The organism is Marinobacter sp. E2 (genome assembly GCF_055755345.1).
Genome location: NZ_CM146911.1, coordinates 3204655 through 3227159, shown reverse-complemented (window position 1 = coordinate 3227159; position 22505 = coordinate 3204655). Strand labels below are relative to the sequence as shown.

The window sequence follows — 22505 nt, the reverse complement described above, 5'->3', positions numbered from 1 at the left end:
CGCATTCTGGTTGTTTAGTGGTCCAAAAACGGTCATTCTTCCGTAACTAACCGCAAGAAGCGGCCCCTAAATGGACTCACGGGCGGGCTTCAATTGAATTTGATAGGCGAAATGTAGTAAAAATACTACGGATTGGGATAACAGATCTGTTCACGTCTGTCTCGATGCTGGTCGACCAGGGTCAAAAGCCCGAAAACCGGGGCGATCCGGCATGAAAAGTGTGAAAGCTGTTCTATGCTTACTACAGGTTCTGTGTACTGAGCACCGGTACACCTGTCAGGCGGATATACCCATAACAACACACTGCATGTAATCGCAGCTCATTGACACCGCATCGCGCCGGCTGCTGATCGTGGCCGCGCTGCACCTTTTGATGCCAAGGGGAGGGTTTGATGTACCAGGACGATGATCCCATTGAAACCAGTGAATGGCTGGACGCGCTGGAATCTCTGATCGAGAACGAAGGCGTAGACCGGGCCAAATACATTCTCGAGAGGCTTTCCGAGCGGGCCAGCCGCGATGGTACCGAGCTACCTTATTCCATTACCACGCCATTCCGGAACAGCATTCCCGTATCCCAGCAGGCGCCCATGCCCGGCGACCTGTTCATGGAGCGGCGGATCCGCTCACTGATCCGCTGGAATGCGATGGCCATGGTCATGCGCGCCAACCAGCGTCCGGGCGACCTGGGCGGCCATGTATCCTCCTTCTCCTCGGCAGCAACCCTCTACGACGTTGGGTTCAACTATTTCTTCCACGGTGGCGACAACGAGCGCGAATCCGATCTGGTGTATTTCCAGGGGCACTCCTCCCCGGGTATCTATGCCCGTTCTTTCCTTGAGGGACGGTTCGATGAAAAGGACCTGGACAAGTACCGCGAGGAAGTCGATGGCACAGGCCTGTCTTCCTACCCGCACCCCTGGCTGATGCCGGACTACTGGCAGTTCCCGACAGTTTCCATGGGCCTGGGGCCGATTCAGGCCATCTATCAGGCCCATGTGATGAAGTACCTGCACAACCGTGAGCTCATCGATATGGGCGACCGCAAGGTATGGTGCTTTGTGGGCGACGGTGAATGTGACGAGCCGGAAACCCTGGGCTCCATCTCCATGGCCGGCCGTGAAAACCTCAGCAACCTCATCTTTGTGGTCAACTGCAACCTGCAGCGGCTGGATGGCCCGGTTCGCGGCAACGGCAAGATCATGCAGGAGCTGGAAGGCGTGTTCCGTGGCGCTGGCTGGAACGTGCTGAAAGTGGTCTGGGGTCGTCATTGGGACCCGCTGTTCGAAAAGGACAAGGAAGGCGTGATGCAGCGGGCCATGGACGAGGTCTGCGACGGCGAGCTCCAGAACTTCAAGAGTAACGGGCCCGCCTACACCCGGAAGCATTTCTTCGGCCGCAACCCGGAGCTGGCCAAGCTGGTTGAAAGTCTCTCTGATGAGGAGATCAACAAGCTCAACCGTGGCGGCCACGATCCCTACAAGATCTACGCGGCCTACCACCACGCCGTGCACAACAACGGCGGACGCCCGACCGTGATCCTGGCCCATACCATCAAGGGCTATGGTTTCGGTGAGGCCGGCGAGGCGCAGAACACCGCGCACTCCCTGAAGAAGCTGGACATCGAGCAGCTGAAGTCGTTCCGCGACCGTTTTGCCGTGCCGCTGAAGGACGACGAGCTGAAGGACGTGCCGTATTACCGGCCGGCCCCGGACAGCCCGGAAATCGTCTATATGAAGAAGCGCCGGCAGGAGCTGGGCGGCTTCTATCCGAAGCGCCGCAAGGACTGCCAGCCGTTGCAGATTCCGGAACTGGATATCTTCAAGGCAGTGCTGGATGGCTCGGGTGACCGGAAAATCTCCACCACCATGGCGTTCGTGCGGATTCTCACGGCACTGACCAAGGACAAGCGCATCGGCAAGCGTGTGGTGCCGATTGTGCCGGACGAGGCCCGGACCTTCGGTATGGAAGGCATGTTCCGTCAGCTGGGTATTTACACGGCGGAAGGCCAGAAGTACGTGCCCGAAGACCGTGACCAGATCATGTACTACCGCGAGGACAAGAAGGGTCAGATTCTCGAGGAAGGCATCAACGAGGATGGCTCGATGGCGGCCTGGATGGCGGCAGCGACCTCCTACAGCACCAACAACTTCCCGCTGATTCCGTTCTACATCTTCTATTCCATGTTCGGTTTCCAGCGTGTGGGCGACCTGGCCTGGGCTTCCGGTGACATCCAGGCCCGCGGGTTCCTGATCGGCGGTACCGCCGGCCGGACCACTCTGAACGGTGAAGGTCTGCAGCACCAGGACGGTCACAGCCATGTGCTGGCGAACACCATTCCCAACTGCAAGGCCTACGACCCGGCCTACGGCTACGAGATGGCGGTGGTACTGCGCCAGGGTATGAAGGAAATGTTCGAGGACAACCGGAACGTTTTCTATTACCTGACCATTGAGAACGAGAACTACGAGCAACCGGCCATGCCGAAAGGCTGCGAAGAGGGCATCATCAAGGGCATGTACCTGTTCGAGTCGGTGGAAACCAAGGGCCGCAAGAAAACGCCCCGGGTTCAGCTGCTCGGCGCTGGCGCCATCCTCAACGAGGTGCGTGCCGCCGCCCAGATGCTGAAGGACGACTGGGACGTAGCCTCAGATGTATGGAGCGTCACCAGCTTCAATGAACTGGCCCGCGAAGGCCAGCACATCGACCGCTGGAACCGCCTGCACCCGGATGACAAGCCCAAGAAGGCTTACGTCACCCAGTGCCTGGAGAAGCAGTCCGGTCCGGTGGTGTCGTCCACCGACTACATCAAGCTGCACTCCGAACAGCTGCGGGCGTTCATTCCCAAGACCTATCTCACCCTGGGCACTGACGGCTTCGGCCGCAGTGACACCCGCGAGAAGCTGCGCAGCTTCTTCGAGGTGGACCGCTACTACGTAACGGTGACGGCGCTTTCAGCCCTGGCCCAGGATGGTGAAGTGAAGAAGGAAGTGGTTCTCGAAGCCATGCGCAAGTACGGAATCGATCGCAACAAAACGAACCCGGTGCTGAGCTAAGGAGACCGCCATGAGTGAACAGGAAATCAAGGTTCCGGATCTCGGCGGTGCGGACGAGGTCGAGATTATCGAGATCAGCGTCAGCGCTGGTGACACGGTCGAGGAAGAGGATCCGATTCTGACGGTGGAGTCCGACAAGGCCTCCGTGGAACTGCCCGCTCCGGGCGCCGGCAAGATCACCAAGATCACTGTGAAAGTGGGTGACAAGGTCAAGGAAGGCGATGTCGTCGGCATGATGGAGCCCTCCGAAGGAGGCTCGGGCGATTCCGGAAGCGATGAGGCAGAGTCGGAATCCGAGGCAAAAGCCGAGGAGAAGACCGAGGAAAAGCCGAAGGAAACATCCGCAGACAGCGCCGAGAAGAGCAAGCCGGCGCCGAAGAAGTCGTCTGGGGGCTCTCGCAAGGAAACGGTGAAAGTGCCTGCCCTGGACGGCTTCGAGAACGTTCCGGTCATTGAGATCAACGTGTCCGAAGGCGATTCCATTTCCGAGGACGACCCGCTGGTTACCGTGGAATCCGACAAGGCCACCATGGAGATCCCTTCTCCCTACTCTGGCAAGGTCGGCAAGATCCTGGTCAAGGAGGGTGACAAGCTTTCCGAGGGCGACGATCTGCTGGAAATGACCGTTGAAGAAGGCGGTGAGGGAGAGGAAGAGCCGGCGGAGGAGTCTTCCGGCAAGGCGGAATCGGCTTCGAAAGCCAAGGCTGAGCCCGAAGAAAAGCCCAAGGCACAGGAGTCTGCGCCCCAGCCCCAGGGTTCCACCTATGAACCGCCCTCGCCGGGTGCCAAGGTGCACGCTGGCCCGGCCGTGCGCAAGCTGGCCCGGGAACTGGGTGCGGACCTGACACGCATCAAGGGCTCTGGACCCAAGAACCGGATTGTCAAAGACGATGTCCAGGCCTATGTGAAGAGCCAACTGCAGCAGGCCCAGCAGGGTGGCAGCGTTGGTACCGGCTCCGGTATCCCGGGGGTCAAGCTGCCGGACTTCAGCCAGTTTGGCGATGTTGAGCGGGAGTCCATGTCGCGCATGATGGCGGCCACGGCCACCAACATGCAGCGTAGCTGGCTGAACGTGCCCCACGTGACCCAGTTTGACGATGCCGACATCACCGATATGGAGGACTTCCGCAAAGCCCAGAAGGCCGCTGGCGAGAAGAAGGGCGTGAAGATGACGCCGTTGCCGTTCCTCCTGAAGGCCTGCGCCACGGCGCTGGCGGAACTGCCCCAGTTCAATGTGTCCTTGGACATGGAGCGCAAGGAGGTGGTCCGCAAGAAGTACATTCACATCGGTATCGCGGTGGATACGCCCCACGGGCTGATGGTGCCGGTGATCCGCAATGTGGACAAGAAAGGTCTGTGGGAGCTGGCGGCAGAAAGCGCCGAGCTGGCCCAGAAGGCCCGGGACAAGCAGCTCAAGCCTGCGGAGATGCAGGGCGCCTGCTTTACCATCACCAGCCTTGGCGGCATTGGCGGTACGGCGTTTACGCCCATCGTGAATACGCCGGAGGTGGCGATTCTCGGGGTGTCCAAGGCGGCCATGAAGCCGGTGTGGGATGGCAAGGCGTTTCAGCCTCGGCTGATGTTGCCGCTGTCGCTGTCCTACGATCACCGGGCAGTGAACGGTGCCGATGCGGCACGATTCACCGCGTTGCTCAGCCAGCTTCTGGGGGATATCCGTACCCTTTTGCTCTGATGGCCGTGAAATCCGCTCCCAGCCTTTGAGTGTTGGGGGCGGCGAGAGGCGGGGCACACGATTCAGGACACGCTACAAGCACATCCCTGTGCGCTTGTTTCGGGCCATCCATGGCCCTCTACAGTCCTGAATCGTGTGCCCCGCCTCTCTCGTTCAACCTTCGTGAATTACTCTCCCCTTAAAAGCCTGGCCCACTCCGTCAAACCGGCCAATGGTCTCGATCGCAGTCCTGTCCACTATCTCTCTGACGTAAAACAACCAGAGAGGCCTGACATGAAGCCCGCCGACGTGCTTTCCCAGCCGCTGAAGCTGCAAAACGGAGCGGTCATTCCCAATCGCTTTGCCAAGTCCGCCATGAGCGAAACCCTGGGCACCATTGATAACCGGGTTACCCCGGAGCTGGTCACGCTGTACCGGACCTGGGCCGAGGGTGGCACCGGGCTCTCGATTACCGGGAATGTGATGGTGGATCGCCGGCACATTGGCGAGCCGCAGAATGTGGTGCTGGAGGATGAGCGGGATCTGGCGCTGCTGAAGGCCTGGGCCGAGGCCGGTAAAACGGGTGGCAAGCAGATCTGGATGCAGCTGAACCATCCGGGCAAGCAGAGCCCGAAGATGTTGAACAGGGACCCGGTGTCACCCAGTGCGATTCCGTTCAGGAAGGAGTTGCGGAGTATGTTTGCCACGCCGCGGGCGCTGACCGGGCCGGAGATTGAGGACATTGTTCAGCGCTTTGCCCGGGCCGCGGCCATTGCGGAGAACGCGGGGTTTGATGGGGTGCAGATTCACGGTGCCCATGGTTATCTGGTCAGCCAGTTTCTGTCGCCGCACCACAATCAGAGAACGGACGACTGGGGCGGTTCGCCCGAAAAGCGGATGCGGTTTGTGCTGGCGGTGTACCGGGCGATTCGCGAGGTGACCCGACCGGGGTTCGGTGTGGGCATCAAGTTAAATTCGGCGGACTTTCAGCGGGGCGGCTTTACCGAGGAGGAGTCGCTCGCGGTCATTGAGGCGCTGAATGCTGAGGGGATTGATCTGGTAGAGATCTCCGGGGGCAATTACGAGAACCCGGCCATGGCCAAAGGCGCCGAGAAGGGGCGGGTGAATGTGGCGGTCAAGCAGAGCACTCTGGCGCGGGAAGCCTATTTTCTGGAGTTTGCCGAAAAAGTGCGCCAGCGGGTGTCGGTGCCGTTGATGGTGACCGGCGGTTTCCGGACCAGCCAGGGTATGGCAGAGGCGGTCGAGTCGGGGGCCACCGATCTGGTGGGGCTGGCACGGCCGTTGGCTGTGGAGCCGGACCTGCCCGATCGGGTGCTGGCGGGGGAGCAGGTGACCAGTCGGGTACGGCCGATCAGAACCGGGATCCGGGCCATTGATAACATGGCGCTGATGGAGGTGAGCTGGTACACGCGCCAGCTCGGGCGCATGGGCAAGGGCAAGATGCCCAGACAGCATGACCGCGGTTTATGGTCTCTGGTGGAGGTATTGGGGGTGATGACCACGCGAGGTGTGCGAACGCGACTTCGGGCCGGTGAATAGCCCAAACAAAAACCCCGGCCGGAGCCGGGGTTTCTGCTGATTCAGCTTACTTCTAACGGGAGGTTTAGAAGTTGTACTGTGCTGCGAACAGCAGGCGGTTAGCATCGCCGTCGTCGCCGTCTTGATCCTCACGCTGCAGAAGCTGGTATTCAACCCCCATCATCACGTTTTTGACCGGCGTCCACTGGTAGTTAGCCATGATGGCAGAGTTCGTTTCACTCTTGCTGGCAATGCCCGCAGATGCCGCGAGATCTCTCTCTGCGTCATCCCAGTCTACCATCACAACACCGTAGCCGATGTTGATGCTACGACCGCCACCCAAGTTGATTCCAGCGCCAACGCTACCGCCGTAGCCGGAGATAGTCTCTACATCACCAGTGGCTGGGTCTACGTATGCACTCTCAGCACCAAAGTTCTCGCCGGAGCGATAGAGGTAGCTATTTGCACCATCGCTGTAGGACACGGTGCCTTGCACAGTAATCATGTCGCTTACAGCCATTTTTGCGGCTACAAATGTGGCGAAACCGAAAGAGCTTTCGTCGTTTGTGCCGTTGTCATAACCAATTTGATGAGCAAGAACGGCTGCTGAGTAGGACAATCCTCCAGCTGAATCCTCGAGGCGCGCTGTCACTGCAGGTAAGCCATCTTTCTGAGTGCTTGCAGTGGAACGTCCTGCGTAAATCGGATCCCCGTCTGAATCGGTCCCGACCACTACGCCTGGCTCAGTCACTACGCTAGCTCCGATGATAGAGCTGTTTGAGTCCTCGAGTGAAACAGACAGTGGACCTGAAGTGTAACGGAGTTGTGGGCTTCTGCTCTGAAGTCCGGCATTACCCGGCAGAGAGTCGAAGTCAAGCGTGGAAGTGTTACCTACGAAACTCGTAAAGTTTGACCATGTTTGGCCGGCGAGAATGCCGTTGTAACTGCCATAAGCGTGGCGAAGACGAAGAGTACCGCCACCGCCTCCACGGAAGTCGCCTTCAATGTTGAACTTGACGCCTTCTTCGCTCTGGGTACGGATACCGATCCTGCTTTGGAACGCGTCCGCGCCAAAGTGACCAGTGACTTCGTTGTTTTCGGCGGCGCCAGTGTTGATTGCATCATAGGAGCCGGAGCGCGTTGAGAGGGCAGCATTCTCATCAATGTCGTAGCTTGCATTCAAACGGGCATAGCCATAAATATCGGTGTTCCAGCCGCCGGTTTCGAAGCTTACCGCGCCAGCCTGGCCAGCCACCCCGAATACTGCCGCAGCTGCCGTCGCACGAATTGCCAATCTCAGTTTGTTGCTTTGCATCGTTGTTGTCTCCACACATTTTTGTTGTTGGACCCAAAAACAAGGTAGTTACGAATTCGTGACAATTCAAATAAATTCATTGACGGATTAGACGAATGTCTATAACTGCTTTTCGTTCATAGTCAGACATCTGCGATATCCAATTCGGCGTAGTTCTATTCCATGACATCCGAAAGTACTGTATTGCGATCGGCGACCTTTGCCTTCCTTGATATCGAAACCACCGGGGGCAATTCTGCCCGAGACCGGATTACCGAGATCGGTATACGATTCTGGCGCGACGGTAAGGTAGTGGGGGAATGGCAGACGCTGCTCAATCCGCAAACACGTATCTCGCCTTTCATAGAGAGCTTTACCGGTATTTCCAATGAGATGGTGGCGGATGCACCCTTGTTTGAAGAAGTGGCCGATGAGCTCGCGGCGCAACTGAAGGACAAGATCTTCGTCGCTCACAATGCGCGATTTGATTATGGCTTTATCAAGGCGGAATTCCGGCGGCTGGCGCGGCCGTTTTCGGCCCGTGTTCTGTGCACGGTAAAGCTTTCCCGTCGGCTTTATCCGGAGTTTCGCCGCCACAACATGGACGCGCTGATTGCCCGCCACGGCCTGGCCCAGGTCCAGCGGCACCGGGCCATGGGGGACGTGTCGGCAATGCTGGCGTTTTTCGAAAAGGCGAGGGCGGAGAAGGGTGATGAGCCGTTCGAGGCCGCGCTGAAAATGTTGCTACAACGCCCCAGCGTTCCCTCCAACCTGCCGCCGGATATCCTCGACGATCTGCCCAGGAGGCCGGGGGTGTATCGGTTCTATGGCGAAAATGACGTGCTTATCTATGTGGGCAAGAGTACCAACATTGCCCAACGGGTCGCGTCGCATTTTTCCGGCGACCACAACAGCGCCCGGGGTGTTCGAATGTCCGAGAGCCTGAGACGGGTAGAGTGGACAGAAACCGCTGGCGAGCTCGGGGCGTTGCTGCTGGAGCTCAAGCAGATCAAGCAGCTCAAGCCTTTGTTCAACCGCCGCTCGCGGGCCGCCAAGAATCTGGTGAGTATCGAGCTGTCCAGGAACGGCACCGGCTATCTCCAGGCCCGGCTGGTGCGGGAAATCGAACCGCAGCGGCTGGGCGATTACTTCGGGCTGTTCCGTAGCAAACGTGACGCCGAGCGGGCCCTGAGTGGCATCACCGCGAAGAACGACCTGTGCAACAAACTGCTGGGGCTGGAGCCGGAGCGCGAAGGGCCCTGTTTCCAGCGCACCCTCGGGCGCTGCAAGGGCGCCTGCGAAGGGCTTGAGGATGTGGAGCGATACAACCTTCGGGTGCAGATTGCCTTCCACAGCCTGCGACTGAAAACCTGGCCCTGGAGCGGGCCCGTGGGCATTGTTGAGCACAACCGTGAGTCCGGGCGCACCGACATCCTGGTGGTGTACAACTGGGTGCACGTGTCCACCCTGCACGATGAGCAGGAGCTGCAGGACTTCTCCCTGAGCGGCCAGGCAGTGACCTTCGACCTGGACTCCTACAAGCTGCTGATGGCGGCCCTGATGGACCGGAAAAAGGCGGGCGACAGGCGGCACCAGATCATCGAGCTGCCCGCCATCGGGCAACCGGATGTGCTAATGCCCTGAGTGGCGTATCATGAAGGTGTGGTCCGCACACCTACTTACTTGTCCGGTGCGGTCACTCGTCTATGTTTATACGTTTAGCCGCTTCGCCGAGAGAGATCTATGAATAGAGAACCCGTCAGCCGCTCCCTGTTTGATGAAGTCATGGTGCCCAACTATGCCCCCGGGGCGATCATTCCGGTCAGAGGCGAGGGCTCCCGTATCTGGGATCAGGAAGGGCGCGAGTTTATCGATCTGCAGGGTGGCATCGCGGTGACCTGTCTTGGCCATTCCCATCCGGGACTGGTGGGCGCCTTGCAGGATCAGGCCGAAAAGATCTGGCACCTGTCCAACGTGATGACCAACGAGCCGGCCCTGCGCCTCGCCAAAACCCTGTGTGATCTGACTTTTGCCGAGCGCGTGTTCTTTGCCAACTCCGGTGCCGAGGCCAACGAGGCCGCCTTCAAGCTGGCCCGTCGCTACGCCTGGGAGCACTACGGCCCGGAGAAAAATGAAATCATCTCCTTTACCAACTCGTTTCACGGCCGCACCCTGTTTACCGTGAGCGTGGGTGGCCAGCCCAAGTACCTGGAAGGCTTCGAGCCGGCACCGGGCGGTATTCACCACGCCACGTTCAACGATCTGGAATCGGTGAAAAAGCTGATCTCCAAAGAAAAGACCTGCGCGGTGGTGGTCGAGCCGATCCAGGGTGAGGGCGGTGTCATGCCCGCTGACCCTGCGTTCCTCGAGCGGCTGCGCCAGCTCTGCGACGACAACAACGCGCTGCTGGTGTTCGATGAGGTGCAGTCCGGCGTGGGTCGGACCGGCCACCTCTATGCCTACCAGATGTACGGCGTGGAGCCGGACATTCTCTCCAGCGCCAAGGGACTGGGTGGCGGCTTCCCGGTGGCGGCCATGCTGACCACGGCCAAGGTGGCGGCCAGCCTGGGGGTGGGCACCCACGGCAGTACCTATGGCGGTAACGCCCTGGCCTGCGCCGTTGCCCAACGGGTAGTGGAAATCGTGAGCCAGCCGGAGATTCTCAAGGGCGTCAAGGCCAGGTCTGACAAGCTGCGCAAAGGCATGATGGACATCGGCGAACGCTACGGTGTGTTCAGCGAAGTTCGCGGCGGTGGCCTGCTGCTCGGTTGCGTGCTTACCGAGCAGTGGCAGGGCAAGGCCAAGGACTTCCTGAACGCCGGCCTCGAGGAGGGCGTGATGGTGCTGGTGGCCGGTGCCAATGTGATCCGTCTGGCGCCATCGCTGATCATTCCCGAGTCGGATCTGGAAGAAGCTCTGCAGCGGTTTGAAGCAGCGGTAAAGAAACTCACAGCCTAAGGAGTTCCTATGTGGCTGGTGCGTCCGGCAAAGCCGGATGATCTGGACCGGATTCTCGACATTGCGGGTGCCCAGGGCGCCCGCCTCTCCTCCACTCTGCCCCGGCAGGGCGACGCCCTGGCCTACAAGATCGAGCACTCCCAGGCGTCGTTTGCCGGGCGCATCGGTATCGACGACGACCCGCCCCGGTTCCTGTTTGTGCTGGAAAACACCGAGAGCGGCGAGATTGCCGGCACTGCCGGTATCGACGCCCGCGCCGGTAACGGTCAGCCTTTCTACAACTACCGCCGTGATGCCCTGATTCATGCCTCCCATGAGCTCGGGGTTTCACGTCGGGTTGAGGTGCTGTACCCGTCCCATTCGCTGACCGACACCACCCTGCTGTGTTCCTTCTCCATTCGACCGGAGCTGCGCGGCAGCGATGCTTTTGAGTTGCTGTCCCGGGCCCGGATCCTGTTTATTGCCGAACATCGGGACTGGTTTACCCATCGGGTGGCGGTGGAGATTCAGGGCGTACAGAGCGACGATGGCAGCGTGCCATTCTGGGATAGTCTGGGCCGGCACTTTTTCGACATGGATTTCGAAACCGCCGATCAGTATTCGGGGCAGCTGAGCAAGACCTTCATTGCCGAACTGATGCCGCCCAATCCGATCTACGTCACCCTGCTCAGTGAGGACGCCCAGGCCGCCATGGGCCAGCCGCACCCGGTGACGGTGGGCAATTTCGAGCTGCTTCAACGCGAGGGCTTCCAGGCCGGTTGCTACCTGGACATCTTCGATGCCGGTCCGGTGCTGGAGGCGCGCACCGACAGCCTGAGAACCCTGGTAACCAGCCATCAGGCCGAGCTGCACGGTGCCAACGACGACTCGGGAGAAATCTGCCTTATCGCCGGTGGTGAAGGGGAGGCGTTCCGATGCACGTTGAGCAACCTGTCGGAAACCCTGGATGATGCCGTGAAGGTGCCCGTAAGCACCTGGAAGCGGCTGGAGCGAACCTCGGGAGACCGGGTAAGGATCGCACCGTTATGACGCTGCTTATTCGCCCGCTGCAGGAGAACGACCTGGACGATCTGTACGCCATGGCACAGAACGCCGGCAAGGGCCTGACCACGCTACCGGCAGACCGGGACCTGCTGCAGAAAAAAATCAATCACGCCCGGGACACGTTCAGCCAGCGCTGTGCTCCGGAAGCGGGCCTCTATCTTTTTGCGCTGGAAGACACAGAGCGGAAAAAGACCGTGGGCATCAGCGGCATACAGGCTCGGGTGGGTCTTGAGGAAGTCTTCTACAACTACCGCCTGAGCGTCACCGTGAACGCCTCCCGGGAGCTGGGCGTGCACGTGCGAACGCCCACCCTGCACCTGTCGAACGACATGACGGACAACACCGAGATCTGCTCCCTCCTGCTGTCCGACGGTTACAAGGGCGGCGGCAGCGGTTTGCTGCTGTCCCGGTGCCGATTCATGTATCTGGATGAGTTCCGCAAGCACTTCTCGGAGAAGATATTCGCCGAGATGCGCGGTGTTTCCGATGCCGGGGGGCGAAGCCCGCTGTGGGATGCACTGGGCAGCAAGTTTTTCGATATGGAGTTTACCGAGGCCGACATGCTCTCCGGCCTCGGCAACAAATCCTTCATCGCCGAGCTGATGCCGAAATACCCCATCTACCTGCCGATGCTGCCGGAATCGGCCCGTGCAGTCATCGGGCGCGTACACGAGAACACCGCGCCGGCGCTGAAGATGCTTCAGGCAGAGGGTTTCAACTTTAACGGGATGGTGGACATTTTCGACGGTGGCCCTGTCGTGGAGGCGTTTATTGACAACATTCGCACCGTGCGGGAGGCCGTGAATCGTCATGCGATGATCACCCGCAAACCGGTGAATCTGGACGTGCCGGCCGGTGAGCGGGCCATGGTTTCGAACCGCTCCTTCCGGGATTTCCGGGTGACCACCATCCCGCTGGAGTGCATCGGCCCGGATACCGTGAGTCTGCCGCCGGAGGTGGCCGAAGCGCTGCAGATAGAGTCGGGCGATCCGGTGCGGCTTGCACCCTTGAAAGATTCAGGGCCGCTGCCCAAACACATCCATAAAGGCTCTTTTCAGGGAGGTGGATCGAAATGGCAAAACTGACCGGCGAACTGTTTATTGATGGGCTCTGGCTTCAGGGCCACGGCCCGGTATTCGAATCGGTCCAGCCTGTCACTGGTGACATCCTCTGGGACGGCGAAAGCGCCAACCTGGAGGATGTCGACGCGGCGGTTCGTGAGGCCCGCAACGCCTTTCTGAAGTGGCAGCGCAAGAGTTTCGCAGAACGCCAGGCAGTGGTGGAGGCCTTCGGTCAACTGCTGGAAACCCACAAGGAGGAACTGGCCCACCAGATTGGGCTGGAAACCGGCAAACCGCTCTGGGAATCCCGCACCGAAGTGGCCGCCATGATTGGCAAGATCGGTATTTCCGTGAAGGCCTACAACGACCGTACCGGTACATCCGAATCTGATGTGGCGGGCGGTCACGCGGTGTTGCGGCACCGGCCCCATGGTGTAGTGGCCGTGTTCGGCCCGTACAACTTTCCCGGCCACCTGCCCAACGGCCACATTGTGCCGGCCCTGCTGGCCGGCAACACCGTGGTCTTCAAACCCAGCGAGCTGACGCCCGGCGTTGCCGAGATGACGGTGCGCCTGTGGGAAAAAGCCGGCATTCCGGACGGTGTTATCAACCTGGTGCAGGGCGCCTCGGCAACCGGTAAATCCCTGGCCAGTCATCCCTCGATTGACGGTCTTTTCTTTACCGGCAGTTCCACCGTGGGCCATCTGCTTCACCAGCAGTTTGGCGGTCAGCCCGAGAAAATTCTGGCGCTGGAAATGGGCGGTAACAACCCGCTGATCGTGCAGGATGTTGCTGACATTGATGGTGCCGTCCATCACGCCCTGCAGTCGGCGTTCCTGTCGGCCGGCCAGCGCTGCACCTGTGCCAGACGCCTGCTGGTGCCCAAGGGCAAGAAGGGCGATGCCTTCCTGGATCGACTGGTGGAAGTGTCTTCCCGGATCCAGGTGGGCGAGTTTGATGCCGATCCCCAGCCGTTCATGGGGTCGGTGATTTCGCCGGAAGCGGCGCAAAAGCTTCTGGCGGCCCAATCGAGCCTGCTTGAAAAGGGTGGTCAGTCGCTGCTCGAGATGAAGCAGTTGAAGCCGGATACCGGCCTGCTGTCCCCGGGCATTATTGATGCCACGGGGGTCGAGACAGTGGACGAAGAGTTCTTCGGGCCGCTGCTCACGGTCTATCGCTACAAGAGCTTCGACGACGCCCTGGAACTGGCCAACAACACACGCTATGGGCTTTCAGCCGGTATCCTGACCGACGATCGCAAGCTTTACGACCGGCTGGTGGAAGAGGTACGCGCCGGTATTGTGAACTGGAACCGGCCATTGACAGGGGCCAGCAGTGCGGCGCCCTTCGGTGGCGTGGGTGCGAGCGGCAATCACCGCCCCAGCGCCTACTACGCCGCCGACTACTGTGCCTGGCCCATGGCTTCCCTGGAGGCCGGCAAGAGCGAGTTGCCGGAGAGTCTCGCGCCCGGCCTGAACTTTGACTGACGGAACCGACTGCCATGGCAAAACACGCGGTAGAAGCCAATTTCGACGGCCTGGTGGGGCCAACCCACAACTACGCCGGGCTGTCCTGGGGGAACGTGGCCTCGAAGTCCAACGTTCATGCTGTTTCCAATCCCCGGGAAGCCGCCCTGCAGGGGCTCGCGAAGATGAAGCGACTGGCGGACCGGGGTTATGTGCAGGGTGTTCTGCCGCCCCATGAGCGGCCTCACATTACTACCCTGAGGGCCCTGGGTTTCCAGGGGCCGGACGCCCGGGTGCTGGAACAGGCGGCCAAATCCTGTCCGTCCATACTGGCAGCGGTGTCGTCGGCGTCGCCCATGTGGACCGCCAACGCGGCCACGGTATCGCCCAGTGCCGACACCTCGGACCATCGGGTGCATTTCACCCCGGCAAATCTGAGTGCCAAGTTCCACCGCTCCATTGAGCACGCGGTGACCGGTCGGGCGCTCAAGTCGATTTTTGCTGATGAGACCCGGTTTGCCCATCATCCGGCACTGCCGTCGGTCAGCCATTTTGGCGACGAGGGCGCTGCCAACCACACCCGCTTGTGCGCCGGTTACGGTGAGCCCGGCGTCGAGCTGTTCGTGTACGGGCAGATCGCCTTCAACGAGCAGGCGCCCGCGCCGGAAAAGTACCCCGCCAGGCAAACCCTCGAGGCCTCACAGGCGGTGGCGCGGCTCCATGGCCTGAGGGACCAGCACGCGGTGTTTGCCCAGCAGAACCCCGCCGCCATTGATGCGGGTGTTTTCCACAACGACGTAATAGCCGTGGGTAACGGCAACACCCTGTTCTTCCACGAGATGGCGTTTCTGGATGAGGAGCGGGTGCTGGCGGATATCCGTGAGCGGCTGACCGGCGCCGAGCTGGAAGCCATCCGGGTCACCAGCGCCGACGTTCCAATTGAGGATGCGGTGGCGTCGTACCTGTTCAACAGTCAGTTGCTGAACACGCCGGACGGCATGCTGCTGGCCGTGCCCGGGGAATGCCGGGAGGTGGCGTCTGTCAGCCGTTACCTGGATGAATTGGTGAAGTCGGGTGGGCCCATTACCTCGGTAGAGGTGTTCGACGTCAAGCAATCCATGCGCAACGGCGGCGGACCGGCCTGTCTCCGGCTACGGGTGGTGCTCAATGACGATGAACTCGGTGCCATCAACCGGGGCGTGATTCTCACCGACGAGCTTTACGATCGCCTGACCCTCTGGGTCGAGGCCCACTACCGGGACCAGCTCAGCCAGGAGGACCTGGCCGACCCCATGCTCCTGGACGAGGTGCGCAAGGCACTGGACGAGCTGACCGGCATCATGGGACTGGGTTCGATCTACGACTTCCAGTTGTAGGTCTCAGGCGGTGATGGACGAGGTCAGCATATCCATGGTGTGGCGGATCAGCTGATCGCCGGGAAACTGCGGGTTGCCTTCGCCCATCTCCGCCTGGCACAGCAGGATCACGCCGTGCAGGGCACCTCGCAGATAGAGTGCCGTCTGTACCGGATCAGAGATGCGCTGCCGGTTCATGGTGCCGTCATCCAGCCCCAGTTCAATCGCCCCCACCATCAGCGCCATCAGATCGGATTTGGAGCAGAGCATTTCTTCGGCCTGGCTCTCATCGGCCTCGGCCATGGCTGTGGAAGCCTTGGTAAGCGCTGAGAAATAGTCCGGCTCTTCCAGATAGAAGCGATAGTACGACTCACCCATGGCCCGAATCTGCGCCAGGCCGGTATCGGCGGTCTGTCGGGCTTCCTCAAACCGCCGGAAAAGGCTGTGCCCGGCGCGAAGCATGATGCCTCTCTGGATGGCGGCTTTGTCTTTGAAGTACACATAGAGCAGCGCGCGGCTGAGGCTGGCCGTGCGGGCGATGTCATCCATGGACGTGCGTTCGTAGCCTTTTTCCGCAAAGACCAGTTCGGCAGCGTCGAGAATTGTGTCGTAGCGTGCCTGTTTCTCCCGCTCCCGGCGGGTTTTCAGCGGTTCACTCATTCCATCATCCGGTTAGGTGGCATCGGCCTGGTCATGATACCTGAAGTTGAATCAAACCCGATTATTGACAAAATGTCAAAGAGTGACATTATGTCGAGAAAGGTCGCCGGGTTTGCTATGGACAGGTCCCCGGCCAATCTCCCGAACACGGATGGAAGGACCAATCATGACGCCTCTCTCTACCGATCTCTCAACGCAAGTCCCTCCGCTCTCCTCTCGCCAGGATCCCGGCCTCCGGCCCGGACTCAAAGCTCTTGTTCTTGCCCTTGCGGTCATCCCGCTCCTGTTGGCCGGCTGCAAGGCCAGCGACGTGTCGTCCGAGGCCCAGGAGCCTGCGGTTGCGGTACGTGTAGCCGAGGTTACCGGTGGGGCTACCGTTGGAGAGAACCGTGACCTGCCCCTGCGTTTCTCGGGAATTGTGCGTGCCACCCAGAGGGCAACCCTGACGTTCCAGGTCAGCGGTACCCTCCGGGAACGCGCGGTTGAGCTGGGGCAGAAGGTCCAGGCTGGCGAGGTGCTGGCGCGGGTTTACAATCCGGCCCTTGAACCTGCCCGGGACTCGGCACTGGCCCGTCTTGAAGAACTCCGCACCCAGTACCGCCAGGCGGAGCGTGAGTGGGAGCGTTCCAGTCGTTTGCACGAGCGTGGGGTGGTTTCTGAGCAGGGCCTTGAGCAACTGGCGGCCCGTCGGGATGCACTGGAGGCCAGCGTGGCCACCGCCAAGGCGGCGCTGGCCGAGGCGACCCGATTGCTCGAGGAGAGCAGCCTGCGGGCGCCATTTTCCGGCCGGGTGGAAGCCCTGCTGGTGGAGCGAGACGAATTCGTGGCAGCTGGCCAGCCGGTGATGCGGCTGTCCTCACCCGAGGGTCGTGAAGTGGAGGTAAGGGTGCCGGCCTATCTGCTGGACCATGTCAGCCTGGAGCAAACCCTGCCGGTCTGGTCGGTGCAGGACCGCAGCCAGCCGCCCCAGACCGGCTCCGTGGTTGAGATTGCCCAGGCCGGCGCAGTTCGAGGGGAGCTGCATCCGGTTCTGGTGAGCCTGCCGGTTAATACCCTGGAGCCCGGCGAGCCCGTTGAGGTGGGCATAACCCCGGTGCGGCCGTCGGGCCTCACGGTACCGCTGTTGTCGGTGGTGCGCCATGCCGATGGCGTCAGTGTCTACCGGGTGCGTGATAATCAGGCCCGGCGGGTGGCTGTTGAGGTGGACCGGGTGGTTGGCGAGCGGGTGGTGATTCGCTCCGGCGAGCTGAGCCCGGGGGATCAGGTGGTCTATGCCGGTATGACGCGTCTCGCGGACGGTGATGCCGTGGAGGTGCGCTGATGACCCGCCGGCTGCTGAACTGCCAGCGCCTTCTGGGCATGGTGGTGACCATGCTCTGCATCCTCGGGGTGGCCGCGTACAGCACCATGCCACGCCAGGAGGACCCGTCCTTTCCCTACCGGGCCGGCCTGATCAGCGTCAATTACCCCGGTGCCAGCGCCGATGCAGTGGAAAGACTGGTGTTGCGCCCCCTGGTGGACGAGCTCCGGCAGGTGGAAGAGGTGGACTTCACCCAGTCCACGGCCCGGACCGGCGTGGCGCTGGTGCGGCTGCGCCTGAACGACGACATCTACGATACCGATCCAGCCTGGGACCGCGTGCGCCAGGCCATGGAGAGGGCCCGGCAGGACTTCCCTGACGACGTCGGGCAGATGGCGCTTGATGACCGCCTGATCGATATTCCAGCCATTGTTCTGGCCGTGGGTGGCTCACCCTCGGTGACCGAGCTGTCCAATGTGGCTGAACGGCTGAAGCAGAATCTCTCGGATTTGCCAGGGGTCTCCCGCATTGAGTTGGAGGGCGACGCCGACGAGCAGATCACCCTGGCCCTGGACGATGCCGCCCTGTACCGGCTGGGCATTTCTCCGGCCCGGGTGCTCGACACCCTGGCCCGCCGCAACCAGACCATTCCCGGGGGCTTTGTGGTGGTGGATGGCCGCCGCCTGTCTGTGCTGCCGAACAGTGAGTTCGCCGACATTGACGCCATTCGCGCCACGCCCATCGAGCTGCCCGATGGCTCCCAGGTGCCGCTGGCTGCAGCGGCCGAGGTCTGGCGTGGCCCGGCGGAACCGCGCCAACCGGAAACCTGGTACAACGGTGAGCGGGTGGTGCTGGTGTCGATCATCATGGAAGAGGGCAATACCGATGCCATCCGGTTCGGGCAACGGGTACGGGAGCGCATGGCGCAGATCCGCCCGGACTTTGCCCCCTACGAGATCCGGGAAATGTTCTTCCAGCCGGACAAGGTCGAGGAGCGCCTGGACAACCTGGCCTGGAGCCTGGTGTTGTCGGTGCTGATTATCGTGGCCGTGGTGTTCACGGGCATGGGCATTCGCATGGGCCTGCTGGTGGCCTCGATCCTGCCCATGGTGGCGCTGATCAGCGTGGGACTGTACGACCTGGGTGGCGGCGTACTGCACCAGATTGCCGTGATCGGCATGGTCATCTCCCTGGGCATCCTGATCGATAACGCCATCGTGATAGTCGAGAACATACAGGGCCATCTTGACGAAGGCGTGCGGCGCCTGGATGCCCTGAAAAAGGCAGTGGGAGAGCTGGCCGGACCGCTTGGCGCCTCCACCGGTACCACGCTGGCAGCCTTCGCTCCCCTGCTGCTGGCCAAGGGCGGGGCGGCTGACTTCACCCGGGGCGTGCCGGTGATGATCATGCTGACCCTCTCCGTCAGTTACCTTCTGGCGATCTCCGCCGTACCTCTGCTCGCTGCCCGATTCCTGAAACCGCGCCGAAAGGCCGGCAGCGACTGGCTGCTCGGGCTGGCCAGGTTTCTAGGGCGACTGGTGTCCCAATACCCTGGCCGCCTGATAGCTGCCGGTGCCTTACTGGTAATCGTCAGCCTGGCCATGACGCCCTTCATGGCCCAGCAGTTTTTCCCCAACGCCGACCGACCCCGGGTCATCGTGGAAGTGTACCTGCCGGAGGGCACGGACCAGGCGCGTACCGCCGAGGCGGCGGAACAGCTGGAGAGAATGATCCGCTCACAGCCGGATGCACTTGAGGTGCACCGGTTCGTTGGCTTCACCGGGCCGTCGTTCTATTACAACCTCCAGCGCGCGCCCCAGGCTCCGAACAGGGCGCGGCTGGTGGTCACCACCCCGACACTGGAAGACACCACCGGCATGATTCGCTGGATCCGGGCCCATGTGAAGGACGAAATGCCCGAGCTGGACGTGACCGTTGGCATACTCGGCCAGGGACCACCCAGGGCAGCACCGGTGGAAGTTCGCGTTTACCACGCAAGCGATGACACCCGCGTTGCGGCGGTGGAACAGATTTACCGCATACTGCGGGATGTCGAGGGTACCGTGGACGTGCGCCACGACCTGGACATCGGAGTGCCCAGTATCGCCATCAACGTGGACGATGCCACCGCCGCCCGCTACGGCCTGACCCGGGCAGACGTTGCCCAGAGCCTCTACGGCCAGAGCTTTGGGGTGGTCGCCGAGCGCTACCGGCAGGAGGACGACCCCATCCCGCTGGTGCTCCGATCCCGGGAAGGTACGTCCCTGTCACTGTCCCGCCTGTTGTCGGTCAACATCTACAACGACCGCGGCGATGCCGTACCGCTCTCGGCGGTGGCCACCGTGGACACCAGCTGGGAGCCGGCGGCCCGTTACCTGCGCGATGGCGTTCGGATGAATACGGTGACCGCCAACCTGGAAACCGGCTACAGCTTCAGCCAGGCCCTGGACGGCCTGTACGCGGGTCTTGAGGAAAACCCCCTGCCGCCGGGCACCCGCCTGGCCATGGGCGGTGACGCCGAAGGCTCCGGCGACGCCAACTCGGCGCTGCTAACTGCTGCACCCATCGGCATGCTGTTGCTGCTGTTCTTCCTGCTGCTTCAGTTCAACTCGTTCCGGCGGGTGGGCATTATCCTGCTGACCGTGCCGCTGGCGACGGTGGGTATCTTCCCGGGCCTGGTGCTGTCGGGGTCGCCGTTCGGGTTCCAGTCGCTGCTGGGCGTGATTGCCCTGGTGGGTATTGTGGTGAACAACGCCATCGTACTGCTGGATGTCATGGATCGGGAACTGGAGGGCGGCAAGGACATCCGGGAGGCAGTGCGCGCGGCCGTGGAACAGCGCACCCGGCCGATTCTGCTGACGACCGCCACCACCGTGGCCGGGCTGCTGCCGCTGGCCTTCTCCAGCTCCACCCTCTGGCCGCCCATGGCCTGGGCCATCATCTCCGGCCTGCTGGCGTCCACCGTACTGACCCTGCTGGTGATTCCGGCGGTCTGCACCCGCCTCATTAAAGTGAGCGTCCCTGAGCCGGAGAACGCTCCGGCCTGAGCGCTCGAATCCCGGGGTCAGATGACGGTGTCATCTGACCCTGTGCTTGCCCGGATCATCAAGCCAACCCTGTGGCCGACGGGCACCTGCGGATTGGGAAACACAATGGCCTCCGGTGAATCACCGATCCGGTACTCGGTAGCGTCATCCTCCCAGATCACCGTGCCGGGTGCGTATTCGGTAAAATTGGCGACATCGTCGGGCACGTGGAAACGGAAGTTCCTGCCGGTGTTCAGAATCTCATGCACCACCTTGAACACCGTCAACTGATCGAACGGGGGCTGAGGCGAGGGCGCCGCCTGCCCCCGCAACCGTCGGCGAAGTGCATCCCGAATGCCTGAAAATCGCTGCAGATCGTTCTGGCCGAATGGCCGCACCTTACCCAGCTCCACGGTAAAACTCTCGGCATTCAGCTGCGACGACGAGAACGACGAAAACGTCGTACCCGCCTTGTGCTGCAGCAGCAGAGTTTCCACCTCCGCCTCCAGCAGAAAATCGCACTGGTCGGCTGGCACAGTACGCCCCTCAACAAACGGATACAGCGCAAACCGCTCCCGATGGGACGGACGAATCGCCGTGTGCAGATCGTAGTGGTACAACGCCTGCCGATTGGCCCCGGCAAACTGTTGGCAAATTTCCTCAAGACACTCCGCACGGGCCGCTTCCATAAGACCTGCATACTCGGTGCGCCGGTGGGCGCCATCGAACAGCCGGTTCAGATTCACCTCCAGAAAGCGCTCCCCGGCCACCATCGACTGCGGATTGCCCAGGATCAGCAGAACCGGGCAGGCCAGCGCCCAGGCTCCGTCAATCAGCTCGGAAACCAGTCCGTTCAACACCTCAATGGGTGCAGTTTCATTGCCATGAACACCGGCGGAGACGATGAGTGCCTCGGAGTTCGGGTTCGCTCGGCCAGTGGGGGGCGTGATGTCCAGAACACCAACGGCCTTGCGGATGATGAGGGTGCCATCGGGGAGATAGGTTTTGGTTTCCGGAAGTCCGGCTACGGCGTTGTTGAGAGTGTGTGAGAGCCAGTCAGAGTGCGTTCCGAAAAGGTCCTGTTTTACCGACATAGAATCCCCGAACCAGGTCTGGGGGCGGGCAGGGTATTGCCTCCCGGGAATGTCTGAAGCCATGGATGGCTTCAGTCAAGCGCACATGGGTGAGGCCGAGCGTTTATGAAGCAAAGCTTCATGCGACAGCCGAACGGCAGCAATCTGTGATTGCTGACTGGACCCGCGTGCGGGTGCTCGTAGCGTTTCCCGGGAGGCAATACCCTGCCTGCCCGGGCACAAGGAAAAGGCTCGTTACAGACTCAGCTGGTAACCGGCCGCTGATGCCGCAACAGGTGGTTTTCCAGCTTGCGGAACGCGAACACCAGAATAAAGGTGAGCGCCATGTAGCAAAGCGCCACGAAGATAAACGCATCAAACGGCGCATAGAACCGCGAATAAATGTTCCGGGCCGCCCCGGTGAGATCCACAATGGTCACCACGCTGGCAATGGCGCTGGCGTGCAGCATGAAGATCACCTCATTGGAATAGGCCTGCACCGCCCGCCGTGCGGCGCTGGGCAGAATGATGCGCCGCATGCGCATCGCCCAGTTCATGCCATAGGCCTTGGCCGCTTCAATTTCACCGTGGGGCGTCGACACGATGGCGCCCCGGATAATCTCGGTAGTGTAGGCGCAGGTATTCAGGGCAAAGGCCAGCAGGGCAGGGTAGAACGGCTCCCGGAAAATCTCCCACCAGAAGGTCTCCTGGATACCGGGAATCTGCGCAATGCCGTAATAGATGATGTACAGCTGGATCAGCAGCGGTGTGCCGCGGAACAGATAGGTGTAAAGCCACACCGGCCCCGAAACCAGCGGATTCTTCACCGTCCGCAGGATCGCCAGCGGAACGGCAAACAACAGCCCGATCACCAGCGACAGGAAAACCAGTTGAACCGTATTCACCAGGCCCTTCCAGTATTCCATGATGGTCATGGCCGTGAAAATTTCGTTCTGGTTCAGCCACTGCACGATAAAATCAGGGATGAATTCCGGCATAAC

At 61.2% G+C, this 22505-nt stretch carries 15 protein-coding genes; 11 read left to right on the top strand and 4 right to left on the bottom strand.

The genetic code is table 11. The annotated features are described in order from the left end of the window. Positions 1–392: 392 nt before the first annotated feature. From aceE to AC0J1C_RS14730, 3 genes are all read left to right on the top strand, one after another. A complete protein-coding gene (gene aceE, locus AC0J1C_RS14740) occupies positions 393–3056 on the top strand; it encodes a pyruvate dehydrogenase (acetyl-transferring), homodimeric type (protein ID WP_473044533.1) in 2664 nt (887 codons plus the stop codon). A gap of 10 nt (positions 3057–3066) precedes the next feature. Then, positions 3067–4749, top strand: coding sequence for a dihydrolipoyllysine-residue acetyltransferase (aceF, locus tag AC0J1C_RS14735; protein ID WP_473044531.1), 1683 nt, complete (start codon positions 3067–3069; stop codon positions 4747–4749). A 273-nt stretch (positions 4750–5022) separates the two neighbouring features. Next, entirely contained in the window at positions 5023–6288 is a 1266-nt protein-coding gene (locus tag AC0J1C_RS14730) for an NADH:flavin oxidoreductase/NADH oxidase family protein (protein ID WP_473044530.1), read from the top strand. A gap of 64 nt (positions 6289–6352) precedes the next feature. On the opposite strand, the gene AC0J1C_RS14725 is transcribed toward AC0J1C_RS14730, so the two are convergent. Further along, the gene (locus AC0J1C_RS14725; protein WP_473044529.1) at positions 6353–7582 is read right to left on the bottom strand and encodes a DcaP family trimeric outer membrane transporter; all 1230 of its coding nucleotides are present in this window, start codon (positions 7580–7582) and stop codon (positions 6353–6355) included. A gap of 162 nt (positions 7583–7744) precedes the next feature. On the opposite strand from AC0J1C_RS14725, the gene AC0J1C_RS14720 reads away from it, so the two are divergent. From AC0J1C_RS14720 to astB, 6 genes are all read left to right on the top strand, one after another. Continuing rightward, positions 7745–9205, top strand: coding sequence for an exonuclease domain-containing protein (locus AC0J1C_RS14720; protein WP_473044527.1), 1461 nt, complete (start codon positions 7745–7747; stop codon positions 9203–9205). Between the two features lie 99 nt (positions 9206–9304). Continuing rightward, positions 9305–10519: an aspartate aminotransferase family protein gene (locus tag AC0J1C_RS14715; RefSeq protein WP_473044526.1), complete on the top strand. Its 1215-nt coding sequence runs from the start codon at positions 9305–9307 to the stop codon at positions 10517–10519. Positions 10520–10528: 9 nt separating this feature from the next. Further along, positions 10529–11548 (top strand): arginine N-succinyltransferase, encoded by a 1020-nt coding sequence (locus AC0J1C_RS14710; protein WP_473044524.1) that lies wholly within the window; start codon positions 10529–10531, stop codon positions 11546–11548. Next, entirely contained in the window at positions 11545–12648 is a 1104-nt protein-coding gene (gene astA / locus AC0J1C_RS14705; protein ID WP_473044522.1) for an arginine N-succinyltransferase, read from the top strand. The genes AC0J1C_RS14710 and astA overlap by 4 nt, the downstream gene beginning before the upstream one ends. Further along, positions 12636–14111, top strand: coding sequence for a succinylglutamate-semialdehyde dehydrogenase (gene astD, locus AC0J1C_RS14700; protein ID WP_473044521.1), 1476 nt, complete (start codon positions 12636–12638; stop codon positions 14109–14111). The genes astA and astD overlap by 13 nt, the downstream gene beginning before the upstream one ends. Before the next feature lie 14 nt (positions 14112–14125). Then, complete coding sequence (astB, locus tag AC0J1C_RS14695; RefSeq protein WP_473044519.1) at positions 14126–15466, top strand: N-succinylarginine dihydrolase; 1341 nt, start codon at positions 14126–14128, stop codon at positions 15464–15466. Positions 15467–15469: 3 nt separating this feature from the next. On the opposite strand, the gene AC0J1C_RS14690 is transcribed toward astB, so the two are convergent. Then, a complete protein-coding gene (locus AC0J1C_RS14690) occupies positions 15470–16105 on the bottom strand; it encodes a TetR/AcrR family transcriptional regulator (RefSeq protein ID WP_473044517.1) in 636 nt (211 codons plus the stop codon). A 166-nt stretch (positions 16106–16271) separates the two neighbouring features. Here AC0J1C_RS14690 and AC0J1C_RS14685 point away from each other — a divergent pair, with 166 nt between their 5' ends. Then, on the top strand, positions 16272–17426 hold the full coding sequence (locus tag AC0J1C_RS14685) for an efflux RND transporter periplasmic adaptor subunit (RefSeq protein WP_473044516.1): 1155 nt from the start codon (positions 16272–16274) through the stop codon (positions 17424–17426). After that, positions 17426–20452 carry an efflux RND transporter permease subunit gene (locus tag AC0J1C_RS14680; RefSeq protein ID WP_473044515.1) on the top strand — a complete coding sequence of 1009 codons (3027 nt, stop codon included), beginning with the start codon at positions 17426–17428 and terminating at the stop codon, positions 20450–20452. Before AC0J1C_RS14685 ends, AC0J1C_RS14680 begins: the two co-directional genes overlap by 1 nt. A 17-nt stretch (positions 20453–20469) precedes the next feature. Here the strand turns inward: AC0J1C_RS14680 and astE are convergent, their stop codons facing one another. Continuing rightward, on the bottom strand, positions 20470–21525 hold the full coding sequence (astE, locus tag AC0J1C_RS14675) for a succinylglutamate desuccinylase (RefSeq protein WP_473044514.1): 1056 nt from the start codon (positions 21523–21525) through the stop codon (positions 20470–20472). Between the two features lie 242 nt (positions 21526–21767). Continuing rightward, positions 21768–22490 carry an ABC transporter permease gene (locus AC0J1C_RS14670; RefSeq protein WP_091990895.1) on the bottom strand — a complete coding sequence of 241 codons (723 nt, stop codon included), beginning with the start codon at positions 22488–22490 and terminating at the stop codon, positions 21768–21770. Between the last annotated feature and the right edge of the window lie 15 nt (positions 22491–22505).